Genomic DNA, 16,194 nt, shown 5'->3' on the forward strand with positions numbered 1-16,194 from the left:
AGGTTTAATAATAATGATTCTCATTTCGTAGTCAACAGTTAAATGAGAAAAAATCTCATTTATTTTCACATTGCTTTAATGAAATGCACTCGAGATTCTCGAAGATTTACTTTTTCTTCAAACTTTTCAATTATATAGCCATTTCTCAATAACAAGCGAAGCATAGCCGGAAACTGGTTTCGAGATTTCACTTTTAATGTGTTGTAGCCTTGTTCTGCCACCCAATCCTCTTGAGCTTCCAAAAGCAGTTGTGCCACGCCTTCATTTCGAGCTTCAGGGACAACACCACCTAACCAGCTATAGAAAACACCATCCTCTAATTCGTAACCTATTTTGAAGCCGACAATCGTGCCATTTTTTTCTGCAACGAGGATTAAACTGTTTTTCTCTTCTAAACGTTGAGTCATGGAGTCTACCGTTTCTCCTTTCGAAAACTCGGTAACACGCGCCACAACTTGAAGTGCTTCTTCCAATGTGCCTTCACGAATCAGCATTGTCATTATTCTCTTCTCCAAAATAAAAATACCCAAGCACCTTGGATTGTTACTGTTGTAATCCGCCTGAGGTTACTTGGGTATATACAGACGAACAACTCTTGTTGGTCTGGTATTTCTCACTGAGCGATAATTACTCTTCTGTCGCTTCCGGAGTACGATTTAGGTGTTGAGCAGTTTGTGCATTCTCTTCTGCCAACCACTCAGCAACGTCTTTCGCAAAGTATGTTAAGATGCCATCTGCACCTGCACGTTTGAAGCACAATAGTGATTCCATCACAATTTCACGCTCTTTGAGCCAGCCATTCATGATCGCCGCTTTATGCATCGCGTACTCGCCAGAGACTTGATAAGCAAATGTCGGTACTTGAAGTTCAGTTTTTACTCGGCGAACTACATCTAAGTATGGCATACCAGGTTTAACCATCACCATGTCCGCACCTTCATTGATGTCTAGCGCCACTTCGTGAATCGCTTCATCAATGTTTGCTGGGTCCATTTGGTAGTTTTTCTTGTTGCCGCCTTTTAGATTTGAAGAAGAGCCAACCGCATCACGGAATGGTCCGTAGTAGTTCGATGCGTACTTAGCCGAGTAAGCCATGATTTGAGTATGAATGTAGCCCGCGTTTTCTAATGCTTCGCGGATCTTACCAATTCGGCCATCCATCATGTCTGAAGGCGCGACTACGTCAGCACCCGCTTCTGCATGAGACAAAGCCTGCTTAACCAATACTTCTGTGGTTTCATCATTCATTACGTAGCCATCTTCATCGATGATGCCGTCTTGGCCATGTGTCGTGAATGGGTCGAGTGCCACGTCTGTGATTACACCAATTTGAGGAATGTGTTCTTTAAGTGCTCGTACTGCTCGCTGAACCAAACCTTCTGGGTTGTAGGCTTCAGTAGCACATAAGCTTTTAGCGTCTTGGTTTACGACAGGGAAAAGCGCGATTGCTGGAACGCCTAGATTTGCAAGGTATTGTGCTTCTTCTAGCATTAAATCAATCGACAAACGCTCTACACCCGGCATGGACTCCACGCTCTCACGACGATCTTTACCCATAAGAATGAACATTGGGTAAATCAGATCATTAACAGAAAGTTGGTTCTCAGCCATCAAACGACGACTAAAATCGTGCTTACGTAAACGACGCATACGGCGTGCAGGGAATGGACCTTGAATTGATACAGACACCATTTTCTCCTTGTCTGGACGGTTATGATGATCAAATCATCTGGTGAACAAAATCATATCACTCTTGATGCATGTTGCGAGTGACAATCTGGAAAAAGGTAATGAAAAAAACTGAAAATGACCCAGCACTCACACTCAAGTATACTTCGAATACGAAACCAACTATGAAGCACAGAGAGTAACGATGATCGATACCCACGCGCACATCTATGCCAGCGAATTTGATAACGACCGCGATGAAGTAGTACAACGCGCCTTAACGCAAGGCATTAATAAAATCCTGTTGCCAAACATCGATCTGGACTCTATTGAGCCCATGCTACAAACCGAAGCGGCATATCCTGACGTGTGCCACTCAATGATGGGACTCCACCCTTGTTATGTGGACAGCAATGTTGAACAAACGTTGGAGATCATCCGCGGTTGGTTTGAGAAACACAAGTTTATTGCGGTGGGCGAAATCGGTATCGACCTGTATTGGGATAAAACCTATCGTGCTGAGCAAGAAATGGCGTTCGTAGCTCAACTTAACTGGGCAAAAGAGATGGACTTACCAGTCGTTATCCACACTCGTGATTCGATTGAAGAAACACTCACTTTGCTAAGACAAGAGCAAGATGGTCGTCTGCGTGGTGTATTCCACTGTTTTGGAGGCAGCTTAGAAGAAGCGCAATCAATCAATGAGCTAGGCTTCCACTTAGGCTTGGGTGGCGTATCGACCTTTAAGAATGGCGGGATGGATAAAGTCATTCCACATTTGGATATGCAGTGGGTCATTTTAGAAACCGACTGTCCATATTTAGCGCCTGTGCCACACCGTGGTAAACGTAATGAACCAGCCTACACTTCTCTCGTTGCACAACGTGTTGCCGACTTGCGTGATGTCGACATCGCAACCATCGATGCCATAACGACTGAGAATGCCAAAAAGCTGTTTAATATTTAATTCACGAGAATTGAAAAAAGCGACGAAATCAACGTCGCTTTTTTATCACCTAAACTATTGAATGAACGATTCAACCCGTTGAAATAGTAGAACAATCCATACAAAATTATTGATAAACATAATAATTAACTAGCAACTCTACTTACTTCTCATATCGTCACTTTACTTCGTCCGCTTTGCAAAACTGTCGACAACTCGACACATTATTTTTCTATACTGATTTACGCCCATTAATTAGCACAAATGTAAAACAGCATGAATATGGAAGTTGAAGTGTGTACACATGGTGCTTACTTACAACGCGTACCGCGCAGTTTTTTTCAAAAGCTGCTGGGCATCAAGGAAGTATACGTATGCACAAAATGTGGTTACGTCATGAAAGTTAAGTAATTAGCCCAAGAAAAAACCAACCGCAAAAAAAGCGGCTCAATTGAGCCGCTTTTCACATCTAGATTAGCCTTATTCTTCGGTTTCCGCTTCTACTTCTTCGCTTCGACGAGTATAAAAACGCGCGAAGAACAAACCGACTTCAAACAGTAAACACATCGGAATAGCGAGTAAGGTTTGCGAGATCATGTCTGGTGGCGTTAACACCATACCTACGACAAACGCAGCCACTATAATATAAGGACGTTTCTGTCTTAAATCTTCTGGTGTAGTGGCCCCAGTCCAACACAACAAAATAATCGCAACAGGCACCTCGAATGCGATACCAAACGCCATAAATAGCGCCAGCACAAAGTCGAGATAACTCGAGATATCAGTTGCAAACTCTACTCCACCAAGAGAGATAGCGGTAAAGAAGCCAAACACCAATGGAAATACCACGAAGTAGGCAAATGCCACTCCACAGTAGAACAATAGCGAACTCGAAAACAGCAGTGGCATGATCAATCGACGTTCATGCTTGTACAAACCTGGCGCTACAAATGCCCACACTTGATACAAGATAAAAGGCACCGCAATAAATACCGAAGCAATTAACGTCAGCTTAAGTGGCGTAAAAAAAGGTGACGCTACATCCGTAGCAATCATGGTCGCGCCTTCAGGTAGACGCTCTACTAAAGGTGCGGAAACAAACTCGTAAATGTGGTTAGAGAAATAAATTAGTCCAACAAACACGACCAACACTGCGAGGATTGAACGCAGTAGTCGGTTGCGAAGCTCCAACAAATGACTAATTAAAGGTTGTGTCTGCTCGACGGTAGACATGGCAAACCTCTTATTAAAAACCAGATCAAAAAGGAGCTACCAATCACTAGTAGCTCCTCCTAATGAGACTATTCGGCTTTCTTATCTGCCGCTGTAACCTTGCTCTCTTGCGCTTTCACGGCCTCTTCGACTGCTGGCTCTGTTTTTACAGGCTCAGCCTCTGAATCGGTGTTCTTTGCGTAAGGACGATTTACAGATTGCGCTGCCTTCTTCAACTCTTCAACTGAAGATTTCAACTCAGGGGACAAATCATCCATCCCCATTTGTTCTGCTTTGCGCAAGTTTTCTTGCAGCTCTTGGACTTTCAGCTCGTGTGACAATTCGTCTTTGACGCTATTTGCCATACTCTTAGCGGCACCGATAAAGCGAGACACGCTGCGAATAGCATGAGGCAAACGCTCCGGCCCAAGAACGACCAGACCAACAACAGATATTAATACCAGTTCCCAAAAACCGATATCAAACACGTTTTACGCCTGCTCTTTGTCTTTTTTCGTTTCAGGAGCAGCTTCTTTTTTCTGCTGCTCTTCTAGACTTTTTGGTTCGAAGTCTGCGTCTTTGTCATTTTTCGCAGGTTCATCTTCGCTCATCGCTTTTTTGAAGCCCTTAACGGCACCACCCAGATCGCCACCGATACCGCGTAGTTTCTTTGTTCCGAATAGCAATACAACAATTACAGCAATGATTAGAAGTTGCCAAACACTGATACCACCCATTCTCTTTACCTCGGGTCTTTAAACAAACAAAAATATTTCAAGAGTTTAACGTCTATTGACGATAAGCTCGCCAACTAAGCAGCCAAAATGTGACACCTGCGATACCGCAGGCCAACGAAAGCTGCTCAAAAGCATCGTTCACCAATATTGCCGAGCATACGACTAAAGTCGCGCCAACGCCAAACAAAAACTTTCCTGTCGCCTGCTGGCGCTTGCTCTGGCGATACCCTTGATAAAGCTGATCCATACGTTGATTCATCGCTTTACCTTGTTTCAGGCTATCGTAAAGTAGCTCTGGCAGTTCAGGTAATTTCTCTGCCCAAAATGGTGCGCGGTCTTTAATCGCATTCACTAGAGCTTGCGGCCCAACTTGATTCATCATCCATTCCTCCAGGAATGGTTTTGCGGTCTCCCACAAATCAAGTTGAGGATATAGCTGCCTACCAAGCCCTTCCACGTACAACAGCGTTTTTTGCAACAGTACAAGCTGTGGCTGAACCTCCATATTGAATCGACGTGCCGTGTTGAACAAATTCAACAACACATGACCAAAGGAGATTTCGCACAATGGCTTAGCAAAAATAGGCTCACACACAATGCGAATCGCGAACTCAAACTCATCGACATTGGTATCCGCAGGCACCCACCCTGAATCCACATGTAACTCCGCCACTCGGCGGTAGTCACGATTGAAAAACGCCAGGAAGTTTTCCGCCAGATAACGCTTGTCTTCGCTATTAAGTGTACCAACGATTCCGCAATCTAGCCCTATCCACATTGGGTTCTCTGGATGTTCGGGTTTGACGAACACATTACCCGGATGCATATCGGCATGGAAAAAGCTGTCTCGGAACACCTGAGTGAAGAACACACTCACACCGCGTTCCGCGAGCAATTTCATATTGGTGCCATTTGCTTTCAAGCCTTCAATATCAGAGACTTGAATGCCATATATTCGCTCAGAAACCATGACAGTTTCATTACTGAAGTCGGGAAAAACTTCAGGAACATACAATTCTTCGCTGCCCTCAAAGTTGCGGCGCAACTGAATGGCATTCGCCGCCTCACGTCGCAAGTCGAGTTCATCAAGCAGGGTTTTCTCGTACTCACGCACGACTTCAACTGGTTTTAAACGACGTGCTTCAGGCATCGCTCCGGCGACTATACGCGCCATTCGGTGCATCAGTTTTAGATCTGAATCAATGACTGGGCGAATATCTGGGCGGATAACCTTTAATACCACTTCTTGGTTAGTGTCTTTTATGCGCGCAGTATGTACCTGAGCAATCGACGCAGACGCCAGTGGTTTGATATCAAACTCGGTAAACCATTTTTCTAACGGACCACCTAATGCTTGCTCCATCTGCTTTTTTGCCAACTCGCCATCAAAAGGAGCGACTTGGTCTTGAAGTAAAGCTAGGGGATCAGCGATATGCGGAGGAAATAAGTCACGGCGCGTCGACATCATCTGACCGAACTTAATCCAAACCGGCCCCAGCTCTTGCAGTGCTAAACGCAGACGTTCACCGAGTGGTTTTTCTGGGTGCTTGTTCTTAATCCAAAACAAGCTTTTGCGCAGTAAAAGCGGCGCTTTGGTCAGTTGGTGATCGGGAAGCAGCTCATCTAAGCCGTATTCCAGTTGTACTTTGGCGATGTGGTATAAGCGCTTTAGTTCTGCTGGCGTCATGGTTTCTCCAATGCAGGCTTATCTGCATCCAGCTTATTCAGCAAAGCCGTTAAACGAGCTTCAATGCGAGAAGCCTGGCTGCGAACCTCATCAACTTGGTCGCAGAAATAGGCCACTTCTAACGGAGCGGGAGCCAGTTTCCATTCTTCAGTCACTACTTGCGCAAGATGACGCTGGTGTTTTTCTGCTTGAGACGCAAGAAAGTTGCCGATGTTTTTTGAACCTTGCACAAAGGTATGTGCGGCGACATCGCCAGTCACGCGAGACAACCACTCTTCAACATCTGGTTTGCAATCCACCATCAACTGAGAGAATTTCTGCGCCAATTGAATATCGCCTTCGAGTTCAAGTTTATCTTGTTTAATAAGACGAGTGATGTTGGCCTGATCGCGCAGCTCTGGTAACACACTCAAGTTGAGCGATAGATAGCAGTTAGGCTGCCCTTCGTAATGACCGAGCACATCAATTTGCTGACTAAAAACGAATGTCAGTGTTTTATTGATCTCTTTCAGGTGAACTTGAATAACTTGACCTTTTAGACGCGCTAAACGACGGCCCAATGCAGGGTCGTCTTTGATCAGTGTATTCAGTGACGTTTCAATCACAGCGGTGATAAGTGGTTCAAATGGCATGCCGTTAACCCTTAGAATTTATAACCGCGATGCAAAGCCACAATACCACCAGTTAAGTTGTAGTATTTGGTGTTTTCAAAACCTGCTTCTTGCATCATGCCTTCCAGCGTTTCTTGGTCTGGATGCATACGGATTGACTCCGCTAGGTAGCGGTAACTCTCTGAGTCATTCGCAACTAGCTCACCGATTCTCGGCAACAAGTGGAATGAATATGCGTCGTATACTTTCGATAACGGCTCTAGCACTGGTTTTGAAAATTCCAACACCAATAGACGGCCGCCTGGCTTCAGTACGCGGAACATTGAACGAAGCGCTTTGTCTTTGTCAGTCACATTACGCAAACAAAAACTGATGGTGATGACATCAAAATAATCATCTGGGAACGGCAGTTCTTCTGCGTTGGCTTGAACGTAATGCACGTTACCCACAATACCGTTATCACGCAGTTTATCGCGACCAACGTTAAGCATTGAGTTATTGATATCGGCAAGGATGACATGGCCTTCATCGCCAACAATGCGCGAGAATTTCGCCGTCAAATCCCCCGTACCACCACCTAGGTCAAGAATACGTTGGCCAGGGCGAGCGCCACTACAATCGATAGTGAAGCGCTTCCAAAGGCGGTGAATACCACCTGACATCAGGTCATTCATGATGTCGTATTTTGTTGCCACGGAGTGGAATACTTCGGCAACCTTAGTCACTTTTTCGTCTTTTGCCACTGTAGAGAAACCAAAGTGAGTGGTTTCATTCTCTAACGCTGTATTGGATTGCAAACTTGTGTCCGTCATTCTAATTCCTCTTAGGCAGCGCTTTCCTCTACGGGGCGTTTGTTGACAAATAAAATCGCCCACTGCACTGCGGGCGATTAGTTTACTTTATCCTCAGCCGGATGTCTTTCTACTAACGGGTCATTTTCTGAAAATGCATCACTCTGCGCTAACTGCGCGAGGTCGGAAGAAATCGGTCGTTTAATTTCAACTCCCAAGTGTTTAAAGCTTTCGGCTTGGCGAATCACATTTCCGCGCCCTGTGGCAAGCTTGTTCATCGCACCTTGATAGCTTTGATTCGCCTTATCCAGCGCACCGCCGAGCCCCTCCATGTCGTCTACAAACAATCGTAATTTGTCGTAGAGTTTTGTCGCACGCTGCGCAATCATTTTGGCGTTTTCATTTTGGCGTTCATTGCGCCATAGATTATCAATGGTGCGCAGTGCCACCAGCAACGTTGTTGGGCTCACCAAAATGATGTTTTGCTCCATCGCGTCTTTGATCAAACTTGGATCGGCTTGAATCGCGACTTGGAACGCCGGCTCAACCGGGATAAACATCAGAACATAGTCCAAACTCTGAATACCTTTGAGTTTGTGGTAGTCCTTCATGCTTAACCCTTTGATATGTGCACGTAGAGCAGCTAAGTGCGCATTCAAAGCCTGATCGCGCTCAGCATCAGTTTCGGCGTTGAAGTAGCGCTCATAGGCAACCAGCGCCATTTTAGAATCCACAACCACTTGTTTGTTTTGTGGGAGATGCACAATGACATCAGGTTGGTAACGCTTGCCTGCTTCATTTTGTAAGTTCACCTGAGTCTGATATTCGTGCCCTTCACGCAAGCCAGATTCGGCAAGTACCCTAGCGAGCACCACTTCGCCCCAGTTACCTTGCTGTTTGTTGTCCCCTTTCAACGCTTGGGTCAAATTAACCGCTTCGCGCGTCATTTGCTCGTTCAAACGTTGCAGGTTTTTCAGCTCATGCACTAGGGTATGGCGCTCTTTAGCTTCTTGGCTAAAGCTGTCATTAACGTGCTTTTTGAACCCTTCTAACTGTTCTCTAAGCGGTGACAACAAGCCTTCTAAACTCTGACGGTTTTGCAAATCGACCTTCACGGTTTTTTCTTCAAACAATTGGTTGGCCAAGTGCTCAAATTGTTGTTTCAAGCGTGCTTCCGCTTGTTCTAAAATTTGCAGTTTTTCGGCATTAGCTTGGTTAATTTGCTCATGGCGAGCTTGCTGTTCACGCAGCTGCGTTTCTAGACGTGATTTGTGTTCACGCATTTGACCAAGCTCATCAAAGTATTGCTGGCGCTCTTGCTTTACAGCCTCGAAGTAACGCAGTTTTTCCATTGCTGCCATCAGCTTTCCATGTGTTTGGCGTACTTCAAACGCGGCTTTATCGCGCTCATCATCTAATTCATCCAACTCTTGCTGGGCATCGGCAAGGCTTTGCTTGACCTGTTCAAGTTGCTGTTGATGAAGCTGTTTTTCTGAAAAAAGTTGTTGCTCGAGAAGCTGAGTTTGGGTGATAAAACGCTGTTTCACCCACCAACCGGCAGCGACACCACTAAGCGTGGCAGCACAAAGAGAAGAGAGAATGAGAGATTGGTACTCAAGAATCCATTGCATAATAGCGAGTTAGCCTGTGTTTTGTATCTATAACAATGGTATTTAGACACTGGATAAATGTCCAGTTTGTTGGATGAAAAATCCTCGCATACACTAGGCCTTCCTATAATATTCTTTCTTCCGCTCAAATTATCCAAACCGAGCGGCACATCATCACGCAGAGGCATCATGAACGAGCGTCGCGCCCTAGGATTTGGGCTCTCAGCAGTATTACTTTGGTCTACCGTTGCAACCGCATTTAAACTCACGTTGGCAGAATTTACGCCGATTCAAATGCTATGTATTGCCAGCATCATCTCTGCGATTGCGCTAACAGTAATCTGTGGTGTGCAAGGTAAACTGGGCCAGTTAAGCGCTACATTTTTCTCAAACCCTTGGTATTACCTACTGCTTGGGTTGATTAACCCTTTGGCGTATTACGTTATTCTGTTCAAAGCATATGACTTGCTGCCCGCATCTCAGGCTCAAGCGATCAACTACAGCTGGGCCATCACCTTAACGCTAATGGCTGCTGTTTTCTTAGGACAAAAGATCCGTGGTAAGGACTGGCTAGCTTGCGGTTTTAGTTATGTCGGCGTGATAGTGATTGCCACACAAGGCAATCTTTTAGGCATGGAATTTGAGAGCCCGTTGGGTGTTGGTCTTGCGCTGCTATCAACGCTGCTGTGGGCCGGTTACTGGATTTTAAATACCAAAAATAAGGCCGACCCTGTGGTTGGCGTTCTGCTCGGCTTTTTGGTCGCTATTCCATTCGCCATTGGTTTAAGTCTTTATGAAGGTGCGAGCTGGCAGGCAATCTCAATTAAAGGCTGGGCAGCGGTGACGTATGTCGGATTGTTTGAAATGGGGATCACTTTCGTTTTGTGGCTGAGCGCACTCAAATCAACGCAAAACACCGCGCGTATCAGTAATCTGATCTTTGCTTCTCCATTTATCTCACTCATGTTGTTAGCTACCATCATCGGCGAAGAAATTCATCCTTCAACCTTGATTGGCCTGGTATTGATCATCAGTGGCTTAGTCATTCAGCAAGTCTCATGGGGCAAGAAAACCAAAGCGGTAAACGCTTCTTAATCACCTATCCAAAGCCCTAAAAAACGATGCAATAAGTTGGATAAAAAAGAGATATAGATAACATTTTAATGATAGAAAGCACTTTACGCTGCTAGGATTTAGCTACGCGTTAGATACGATACTCACAAAGCCCAATAGCTTACGCTAGATTCTAATATAATTACCTTTGGGCGATTTAGGACTCGTTATTAATTATGTTTCGCTTCGCTATTCCTTCGCCTTTGATGGCAGACTGGCAACACGTTCTGCGACAATGCTGTGATGTAACTCAAGCTCAGGGACAGCTTTATACTCTGAGCGATACTCAGCAGTGGCTATCGACTGAGGTGTCCACCTCAACCCAAAATCATCGTGCTATCATCGATGTGATAACGCAAGTTGTCGATCACTTTACGCCGACAGATTTTACAGTTAGCCATACCCCCTTTGAAGAGCAAACCTTGAGCATTGGACCGATTTGGCTACCTAATGGCGAATTGCTTGCCGTACTGACACTGACTCACCCTAATGATCAATCAACGGTTGTTTCGGCATGGCTAAGCGCAATGGCGGGGCGGATCAGCTTTGATATCAACTTGTACTGTCAGCAAGAACAAACGCGACATCAAAGCGCGGAAATAAAGCCAACACCAACACTACAAGAGTTTATCGACTGCCTTGAAGACCACGTATGGATAAAAGGCATGGATGGTCTTTATTCGATGACCAACCGAAGCGTAGAAAATGCGTGGCAAAAAACCAACAGTGAAATCATTGGAAAGGACGATTTTGCTCTGTTTAGCCATGAACGTGCGGAAAAATTCATTGATGCCGATAAATTGGTGGTAGCCACGGGCACGCAAAATATTGTTGAAGAATGCCGTCAAATTGATGAAAACAATAACCCCACTTGGCTAGAAACCATTAAGTCTCCTGTCCGTGATCATGCGGGAAACTTAATCGGCATTCTGGGGATGACACGTAACATCACCCGCCGAAAAATGGTAGAAACGCAGCTCTCCTTAGCGTCCCAAATTTTCAACAATTCGCAAGAAGGCATGGTCATTACAGACCGCAATGCCAACATCATTGATGTAAACACGGCTTTTACCCAAATTACAGGTTACCGCTCTGAAGAGGTGATAGGAAAAAACCCACGAATTCTGCGCTCAGGCCATCATGATCAAGGTTTCTATCAACAGTTGTGGCATCAACTCGAAAACAAAGGCCAATGGAAAGGCGAATTCATCAACAGAAAGAAAGATGGCAGCATTTATCCGCAATTAGCGACCATTAGCGCCGTAATGGACGATAAAAACCACCTTATTAACTACATTTGTGTGTTTGAAGATATCTCTGTGCGTAAGGCACACGAAGAAAAGCTGCAGCGCATGGCTTTTTACGATCCATTAACCAATCTACCTAATCGCACCCATTTACTCAGCTTACTCGAACAACACATCGAAACCGGACACAAAAACCAGCAGACGTTTGCCACCCTATTCTTAGATATCGACCATTTCAAACACATCAACGATAGCATGGGCCACTTCTGTGGTGACCAACTGCTGTCTAAGTTAGCGATTCGTCTGCAAGATGTTCTTCACCTCAATGCGCATGTGGCTCGCATTGGCGGCGATGAATTTGTGATTATTTTGCCAGACATCCATAGTGATGTTGCCTTACTGGAAACCGTCGGCGATATTCTAAGCGTATTCCAGCAACCATTCGACTTGGCAAACCACGACTCACTTCGTGTCTCGACCAGTATTGGTATTGCCTTGTACCCAAGAGACGGTCAAGACAGTGAAACCTTACTGAAAAACGCAGACACCGCGATGTACTTAGCGAAGAAAAATGGACGCAACGGCTACGCGTTTTACTCACCGGATTTGACCGATAAATCCGTATCCCATGTACGCATTCAATCCGCTTTGCATCAAGCAATAGAAAAACAACAACTCCGGTTAGAATTCCAACCGCAATACAACTTGGAACAAAATTCGATTGTCGGCGTGGAAGCTTTATTACGCTGGCAGCATCCAGAGTTTGGCCTTGTACCACCAGCAGACTTTATTCCAATTGCAGAAAAAACAGGGCTGATTCAAAGTATTGGTGAGTGGGTGTTACAACAAGCTTGTTTGCAAGGTAATGCTTGGCTGGACCAAGGCATCGAGTTTGGCAAAATCGCCGTCAATGTTTCTGCGTTGCAGCTTCAGCAGTCAAATTTCATTCAGCGATTAAGTACTATCCTCGATAACACCGGATACCCTGCCCAACGGTTAGATTTGGAGATCACAGAGAGCTTTTTACTGATCGACCCTCAACAAGCCATTGCATCGTTAAATCAATTACGAGAGCTGGGTATTGAGATTTCTCTGGATGACTTTGGAACTGGCTATTCGTCTTTGTCTTACTTGAAAGGTTTGCCAATCAACAAACTGAACATTGACCGCTCATTTGTCAGTGATGTCCCAAGTAATAGCGACAGCAACGCGATTGTGAATGCCATTATTGCCATGGGAAAAACGCTGTCGTTGAAAGTCGTCGCGGAAGGGATAGAAACTCGGGAACAAGCCGATTATTTATTCGAAAAAGGCTGTATTTATGGTCAGGGATATTTATTTAGTCAGCCAGTGAGCGCTGAAAAACTGTTTCATTGAACCAGCTTGCTCCTCAAGTCACTCTCGCGGTGCCACGTCCGCGGAGGTGATTTGCTTTGCTTGATTTTGGGTTGATTGGCATAGCTCTAGACGATCAACCAAAATATTGATACAAACCAGCAACGGCACACCGATCAATAGTCCCATTCCGCCCCAAAGCCAGCCCCAAAAAACAAGCCAAACAAAAATCACTAACGGGTTTAAGTTAAACCTTTTCCCCAATAGTGTTGGTGTAACAAACTGACTTTCAATCAAATTGAGCAGTAAATAGATAGACACCACCGTCAGCATAAAACTGACCGACTCCAACTGAAGATAAGCAACAAAGCCAAAGCTCACCATGGATATGACAGGGCCGAGGTACGGCGCAAAATTCATCACACCTGCAAATGCGCCCCATAGAAATGGATCTTCAAGGCCTAGAACAAAAAACACGGCCCCGACACTCAACCCCAGCCCAGCATTCACTAAAGTGATGGTGCCAATGTATCGAGATAGGTCTTTCTGTAGCGCTTTGACCAACTCAATCGCTTGGCGCTGTTTGGCGAACCCATGTAAGTAAGACACTGACTTTCGAAATAAGCTTCGTCCATGATTGAGCATAAAGTAAACCATAAACAGCACGATCATCGCTTGTGTCAAAATCGTCGGCGTAGTGGTCGCGAGCGTTTTTACCAAAGAAAATACGGTGTTGTTCCCGACCTCATCCATACTCATATCGTTGGCGATATTCAATGGAGTATTAAGGTGATCAGCCGAAGCTTTAGTAACTTCGCTTACTTCTTGCGACACATTTTTCACGATACTGGGCAGCTCAGACCACCATTGCTTGGCGGGCTCCGACATGGCGGCAAGACCAATAATTGAAGCGCCAACGAGGAATGACAGCGTCAACACGACGGTAATAGCACGTGGTAAGCCTTTGTCTTCAAGATAATTAATGAAAGGACTGCACAGCAGAGAAATAAAGGTGCTAAGCACAATAGGTAACAATATTGGCTTGGCAAAATACAGCCCTGGGACGAGTAACAGGACGAGAAGCGTTGCACCAATCGCAGTGTTGGCAGGAATGTTCAATTTCGCTGTCATAATAAGCTCAGAATCGGTAAGAAAATTTTGCGGTGAAATCCGCTATTAGAGTGGTTCGCCCTCTGTCGTCGCAGCGTTGCTTACTTGTGTTGCTGCATTTCCATTTTGCTCCGCATCTGACTCATCCAGAGAAGCTGCCGCGACCGGCTTTGTGAGCGAATCGGTAATATCAGACACGCTGCTAACCAATAGCCCCATTGACGAAATAGAAGAAGTCAGTCGAGACAATCGACCTGCTTTTGCTGCGGTAACGGCAACGACAGCACTAATGCCTAATGTCGTCCAAGGGTTTTCTCTCACAAACTTCTTGGTGGTAAACGTGAACATTTCCATCGACAAACAGCATTGCTCTAGAGACGCTTTACCTTCCATCCGCTTGATCCGCATGGCTCGATTGAGCTTTTGTAGCGAGCGCATCCCACCCCTCCTGTAATTGTTCTGTCGTATTTTTGAATCCAAGAAATCCAACTAAACGCTTCTGCCACCAGGCTAAAGCAAATAATGCCAAGCCTAATGATGTGATAAATACACCCACGGCAACATATACGTTGGCAGTTAACTGATAAGCCACCACCCCAGAGGCAAGGCACAAACTGAATACGAACAATACCGACAATAGGGTAAAAACAACGGTACACAGCAAAATCTGACGCACTGCGGACACGTTAACTTTCATCTCCAAGAGGAACAAATCCAACGTTGAACCTGACCATGCTTTTAGCGATTTCGTCAGTTGGTCCAATTGCGCAAGAATGCTGCTCAAACCATTAATGGTTTGTTGGATATCCTGTTCTTCTGCCCCATCAGGGGCTCGGCCGCTGTCTGAAGCCGCCGAGCCTGATTGCTGATTGGTAACTTGCCCTGAGTTATTCATGTGAAGCCTCGCCTTTCTGTTGAGTGGCTTAATCCTTGGTGACCACTATTATTTGATCAGCTTCGAAACCGCCCAACCAGCAAGGAAGGCACAGCCTATGCTCAGCAATGGGCGCTCCTTGATTACATTTTCTGCCGACTTAGTCGCCTGCTGAACTTGCTGTGCACCGACATCCAGCTTCTCTTTGGCTTGGTCTTTCATCGCGCCAACGGCTTCCGTCGTGGCTTGTTCCGCTAAGTGATATGCTTCTTCTAACTGCTCTTGAGGTTTTACTGTGCTTTCTTTTGTAGTAGCCATAACTAGCCTCCATTAATGAGTTGAATAGTGAATCAAGTGAAACAATGTTTGACCTCACTTACTCCCTACAAAGCCATATCCATGCCAGAATTTTAAGTTATTGTTTTTTATTAATTTTATTTTCATTTCGATAAAAAGCCGTATCTGTACGTGTAATTCTTTCCAAGCTTTCCCCGCCATTCTTGTAATTTTTTCTTAGCGCCTTACCGACTGTTAGCAAGTTATTGCAAAAAAAGACATTAAGTCACTGATTAATAAGACTTAAAATTCATTGGCATACAACCTGCAATTAAAGATGAAACATCGTGTTTGTATTCCATACGCTCAAACACCCCTATCACCAGTAAATAAGGAGTGGCATATGAAAAATGAAAACATCGCCTCAATCATTGAGCTTATCGAAAGCGGAAATGAAATTTACAACAAGGCCATCGAGAACATCGACAACACTTCTTTGAATAATGTGTTGGTAGAACTGCTCAGAGTACGTGAGCGTGCAGTCATTGAGCTCACTCCCTACTCTCTAGCAAGTAACAATGAAGAATCTGCCGACGACACTCCGGTTTCCTACACCATCAAGGCGCGTGAGGTCTACAGCGACGTGATGAAGGAAGTGTCCTCTGACAAAGAGTCTATGTATTTAGAACAGCTTGAAGGTGTCGAAAGCAAGGTACTCAAAGAGATTGAGAATTTGATTACTTCCCACCCAGAGCAGGCGGATAACTCGGTTCTGCTGAAAGTTCGTAGCGATATAAAAAGCTGCAAAGAAAAACTCAGCAGCATCAGCCTTATTAGCTAAAACTTGGTGGTCGCCTTTGCAATAAAGCTCAGTATTGAGCAAAGAAATGGCCAACTTGCTTTGGCCATTTCTGACAAGCCCACAGGCGCATTAACATAACCATCACGAGAAATGTCCCACGACAATAGTCATAAAT

17 protein-coding genes are annotated in these 16,194 nt (G+C 45.1%); 4 read left to right on the top strand and 13 right to left on the bottom strand.

Annotated elements, in window-relative coordinates:
- Positions 1-65: 65 nt before the first annotated feature.
- On the bottom strand, positions 66-500 hold the full coding sequence (locus R7Q11_RS10285) for a GNAT family N-acetyltransferase (RefSeq protein WP_005379245.1): 435 nt from the start codon (positions 498-500) through the stop codon (positions 66-68).
- Between the two features lie 127 nt (positions 501-627).
- On the bottom strand, positions 628-1,689 hold the full coding sequence (gene hemB, locus R7Q11_RS10290; RefSeq protein ID WP_031777176.1) for a porphobilinogen synthase: 1,062 nt from the start codon (positions 1,687-1,689) through the stop codon (positions 628-630).
- Positions 1,690-1,873: 184 nt separating this feature from the next.
- On the opposite strand from hemB, the gene R7Q11_RS10295 reads away from it, so the two are divergent.
- Positions 1,874-2,635 (top strand): TatD family hydrolase, encoded by a 762-nt coding sequence (locus R7Q11_RS10295; RefSeq protein ID WP_025768294.1) that lies wholly within the window; start codon positions 1,874-1,876, stop codon positions 2,633-2,635.
- A gap of 459 nt (positions 2,636-3,094) precedes the next feature.
- Here R7Q11_RS10295 and tatC read toward each other — a convergent pair whose 3' ends face one another.
- From tatC to rmuC, 7 genes are all read right to left on the bottom strand, one after another.
- On the bottom strand, positions 3,095-3,847 hold the full coding sequence (gene tatC, locus R7Q11_RS10300) for a twin-arginine translocase subunit TatC (protein ID WP_005379234.1): 753 nt from the start codon (positions 3,845-3,847) through the stop codon (positions 3,095-3,097).
- A 68-nt stretch (positions 3,848-3,915) separates the two neighbouring features.
- Entirely contained in the window at positions 3,916-4,314 is a 399-nt protein-coding gene (gene tatB / locus R7Q11_RS10305) for a Sec-independent protein translocase protein TatB (RefSeq protein ID WP_017635021.1), read from the bottom strand.
- A gap of 3 nt (positions 4,315-4,317) precedes the next feature.
- Positions 4,318-4,563 (bottom strand): Sec-independent protein translocase subunit TatA, encoded by a 246-nt coding sequence (gene tatA / locus R7Q11_RS10310; protein ID WP_005382958.1) that lies wholly within the window; start codon positions 4,561-4,563, stop codon positions 4,318-4,320.
- 52 nt (positions 4,564-4,615) lie between these two features.
- The gene (gene ubiB / locus R7Q11_RS10315) at positions 4,616-6,250 is read right to left on the bottom strand and encodes a ubiquinone biosynthesis regulatory protein kinase UbiB (RefSeq protein WP_005379226.1); all 1,635 of its coding nucleotides are present in this window, start codon (positions 6,248-6,250) and stop codon (positions 4,616-4,618) included.
- Positions 6,247-6,882, bottom strand: coding sequence for an SCP2 domain-containing protein (locus tag R7Q11_RS10320; protein WP_005379213.1), 636 nt, complete (start codon positions 6,880-6,882; stop codon positions 6,247-6,249). The genes ubiB and R7Q11_RS10320 overlap by 4 nt, the downstream gene beginning before the upstream one ends.
- Before the next feature lie 11 nt (positions 6,883-6,893).
- Positions 6,894-7,673, bottom strand: a complete 780-nt coding sequence (gene ubiE / locus R7Q11_RS10325; protein WP_017635022.1) for a bifunctional demethylmenaquinone methyltransferase/2-methoxy-6-polyprenyl-1,4-benzoquinol methylase UbiE — start codon at positions 7,671-7,673, stop codon at positions 6,894-6,896.
- 77 nt (positions 7,674-7,750) lie between these two features.
- The gene (gene rmuC / locus R7Q11_RS10330) at positions 7,751-9,283 is read right to left on the bottom strand and encodes a DNA recombination protein RmuC (RefSeq protein WP_225466419.1); all 1,533 of its coding nucleotides are present in this window, start codon (positions 9,281-9,283) and stop codon (positions 7,751-7,753) included.
- A gap of 168 nt (positions 9,284-9,451) precedes the next feature.
- Here rmuC and R7Q11_RS10335 point away from each other — a divergent pair, with 168 nt between their 5' ends.
- Complete coding sequence (locus R7Q11_RS10335) at positions 9,452-10,357, top strand: DMT family transporter (protein WP_225466420.1); 906 nt, start codon at positions 9,452-9,454, stop codon at positions 10,355-10,357.
- A gap of 194 nt (positions 10,358-10,551) precedes the next feature.
- Entirely contained in the window at positions 10,552-12,999 is a 2,448-nt protein-coding gene (locus R7Q11_RS10340; RefSeq protein ID WP_225466421.1) for an EAL domain-containing protein, read from the top strand.
- Positions 13,000-13,017: 18 nt separating this feature from the next.
- On the opposite strand, the gene R7Q11_RS10345 is transcribed toward R7Q11_RS10340, so the two are convergent.
- Genes R7Q11_RS10345 through R7Q11_RS10360 form a run of 4 tightly spaced genes read right to left on the bottom strand, consistent with a single transcriptional unit; the run spans position 13,018 to position 15,259 of the window.
- Positions 13,018-14,088: an AI-2E family transporter gene (locus R7Q11_RS10345; RefSeq protein ID WP_005379202.1), complete on the bottom strand. Its 1,071-nt coding sequence runs from the start codon at positions 14,086-14,088 to the stop codon at positions 13,018-13,020.
- 45 nt (positions 14,089-14,133) lie between these two features.
- Positions 14,134-14,460 (bottom strand): hypothetical protein, encoded by a 327-nt coding sequence (locus tag R7Q11_RS10350; RefSeq protein WP_005379200.1) that lies wholly within the window; start codon positions 14,458-14,460, stop codon positions 14,134-14,136.
- Positions 14,450-14,962 (bottom strand): phage holin family protein, encoded by a 513-nt coding sequence (locus R7Q11_RS10355; protein WP_005379198.1) that lies wholly within the window; start codon positions 14,960-14,962, stop codon positions 14,450-14,452. Before R7Q11_RS10355 ends, R7Q11_RS10350 begins: the two co-directional genes overlap by 11 nt.
- A gap of 48 nt (positions 14,963-15,010) precedes the next feature.
- Positions 15,011-15,259 carry a hypothetical protein gene (locus R7Q11_RS10360; RefSeq protein ID WP_005379196.1) on the bottom strand — a complete coding sequence of 83 codons (249 nt, stop codon included), beginning with the start codon at positions 15,257-15,259 and terminating at the stop codon, positions 15,011-15,013.
- A 361-nt stretch (positions 15,260-15,620) separates the two neighbouring features.
- Between R7Q11_RS10360 and R7Q11_RS10365 the strand changes: the two genes are divergently transcribed.
- Positions 15,621-16,058 (top strand): DUF2383 domain-containing protein, encoded by a 438-nt coding sequence (locus tag R7Q11_RS10365; protein ID WP_005379194.1) that lies wholly within the window; start codon positions 15,621-15,623, stop codon positions 16,056-16,058.
- The last annotated feature ends 136 nt before the right edge of the window (positions 16,059-16,194 follow it).

The sequence above is a fragment of the Vibrio sp. 970 genome (genome assembly GCF_033339075.1).

What these genes read in the sequence shown, in the direction of transcription:
- R7Q11_RS10285 (WP_005379245.1), bottom strand. Translation starts at nt 500, where the DNA reads ATGACAATGCTGATTCGTGAAGGCACATTGGAAGAAGCACTTCAAGTT.
- R7Q11_RS10295 (WP_025768294.1), top strand. Translation starts at nt 1,874, where the DNA reads ATGATCGATACCCACGCGCACATCTATGCCAGCGAATTTGATAACGAC.
- tatC (WP_005379234.1), bottom strand. Translation starts at nt 3,847, where the DNA reads ATGTCTACCGTCGAGCAGACACAACCTTTAATTAGTCATTTGTTGGAG.
- tatA (WP_005382958.1), bottom strand. Translation starts at nt 4,563, where the DNA reads ATGGGTGGTATCAGTGTTTGGCAACTTCTAATCATTGCTGTAATTGTT.
- ubiB (WP_005379226.1), bottom strand. Translation starts at nt 6,250, where the DNA reads ATGACGCCAGCAGAACTAAAGCGCTTATACCACATCGCCAAAGTACAA.
- R7Q11_RS10320 (WP_005379213.1), bottom strand. Translation starts at nt 6,882, where the DNA reads ATGCCATTTGAACCACTTATCACCGCTGTGATTGAAACGTCACTGAAT.
- ubiE (WP_017635022.1), bottom strand. Translation starts at nt 7,673, where the DNA reads ATGACGGACACAAGTTTGCAATCCAATACAGCGTTAGAGAATGAAACC.
- rmuC (WP_225466419.1), bottom strand. Translation starts at nt 9,283, where the DNA reads ATGCAATGGATTCTTGAGTACCAATCTCTCATTCTCTCTTCTCTTTGT.
- R7Q11_RS10335 (WP_225466420.1), top strand. Translation starts at nt 9,452, where the DNA reads ATGAACGAGCGTCGCGCCCTAGGATTTGGGCTCTCAGCAGTATTACTT.
- R7Q11_RS10340 (WP_225466421.1), top strand. Translation starts at nt 10,552, where the DNA reads ATGTTTCGCTTCGCTATTCCTTCGCCTTTGATGGCAGACTGGCAACAC.
- R7Q11_RS10345 (WP_005379202.1), bottom strand. Translation starts at nt 14,088, where the DNA reads ATGACAGCGAAATTGAACATTCCTGCCAACACTGCGATTGGTGCAACG.
- R7Q11_RS10350 (WP_005379200.1), bottom strand. Translation starts at nt 14,460, where the DNA reads ATGGAAGGTAAAGCGTCTCTAGAGCAATGCTGTTTGTCGATGGAAATG.
- R7Q11_RS10355 (WP_005379198.1), bottom strand. Translation starts at nt 14,962, where the DNA reads ATGAATAACTCAGGGCAAGTTACCAATCAGCAATCAGGCTCGGCGGCT.
- R7Q11_RS10360 (WP_005379196.1), bottom strand. Translation starts at nt 15,259, where the DNA reads ATGGCTACTACAAAAGAAAGCACAGTAAAACCTCAAGAGCAGTTAGAA.
- R7Q11_RS10365 (WP_005379194.1), top strand. Translation starts at nt 15,621, where the DNA reads ATGAAAAATGAAAACATCGCCTCAATCATTGAGCTTATCGAAAGCGGA.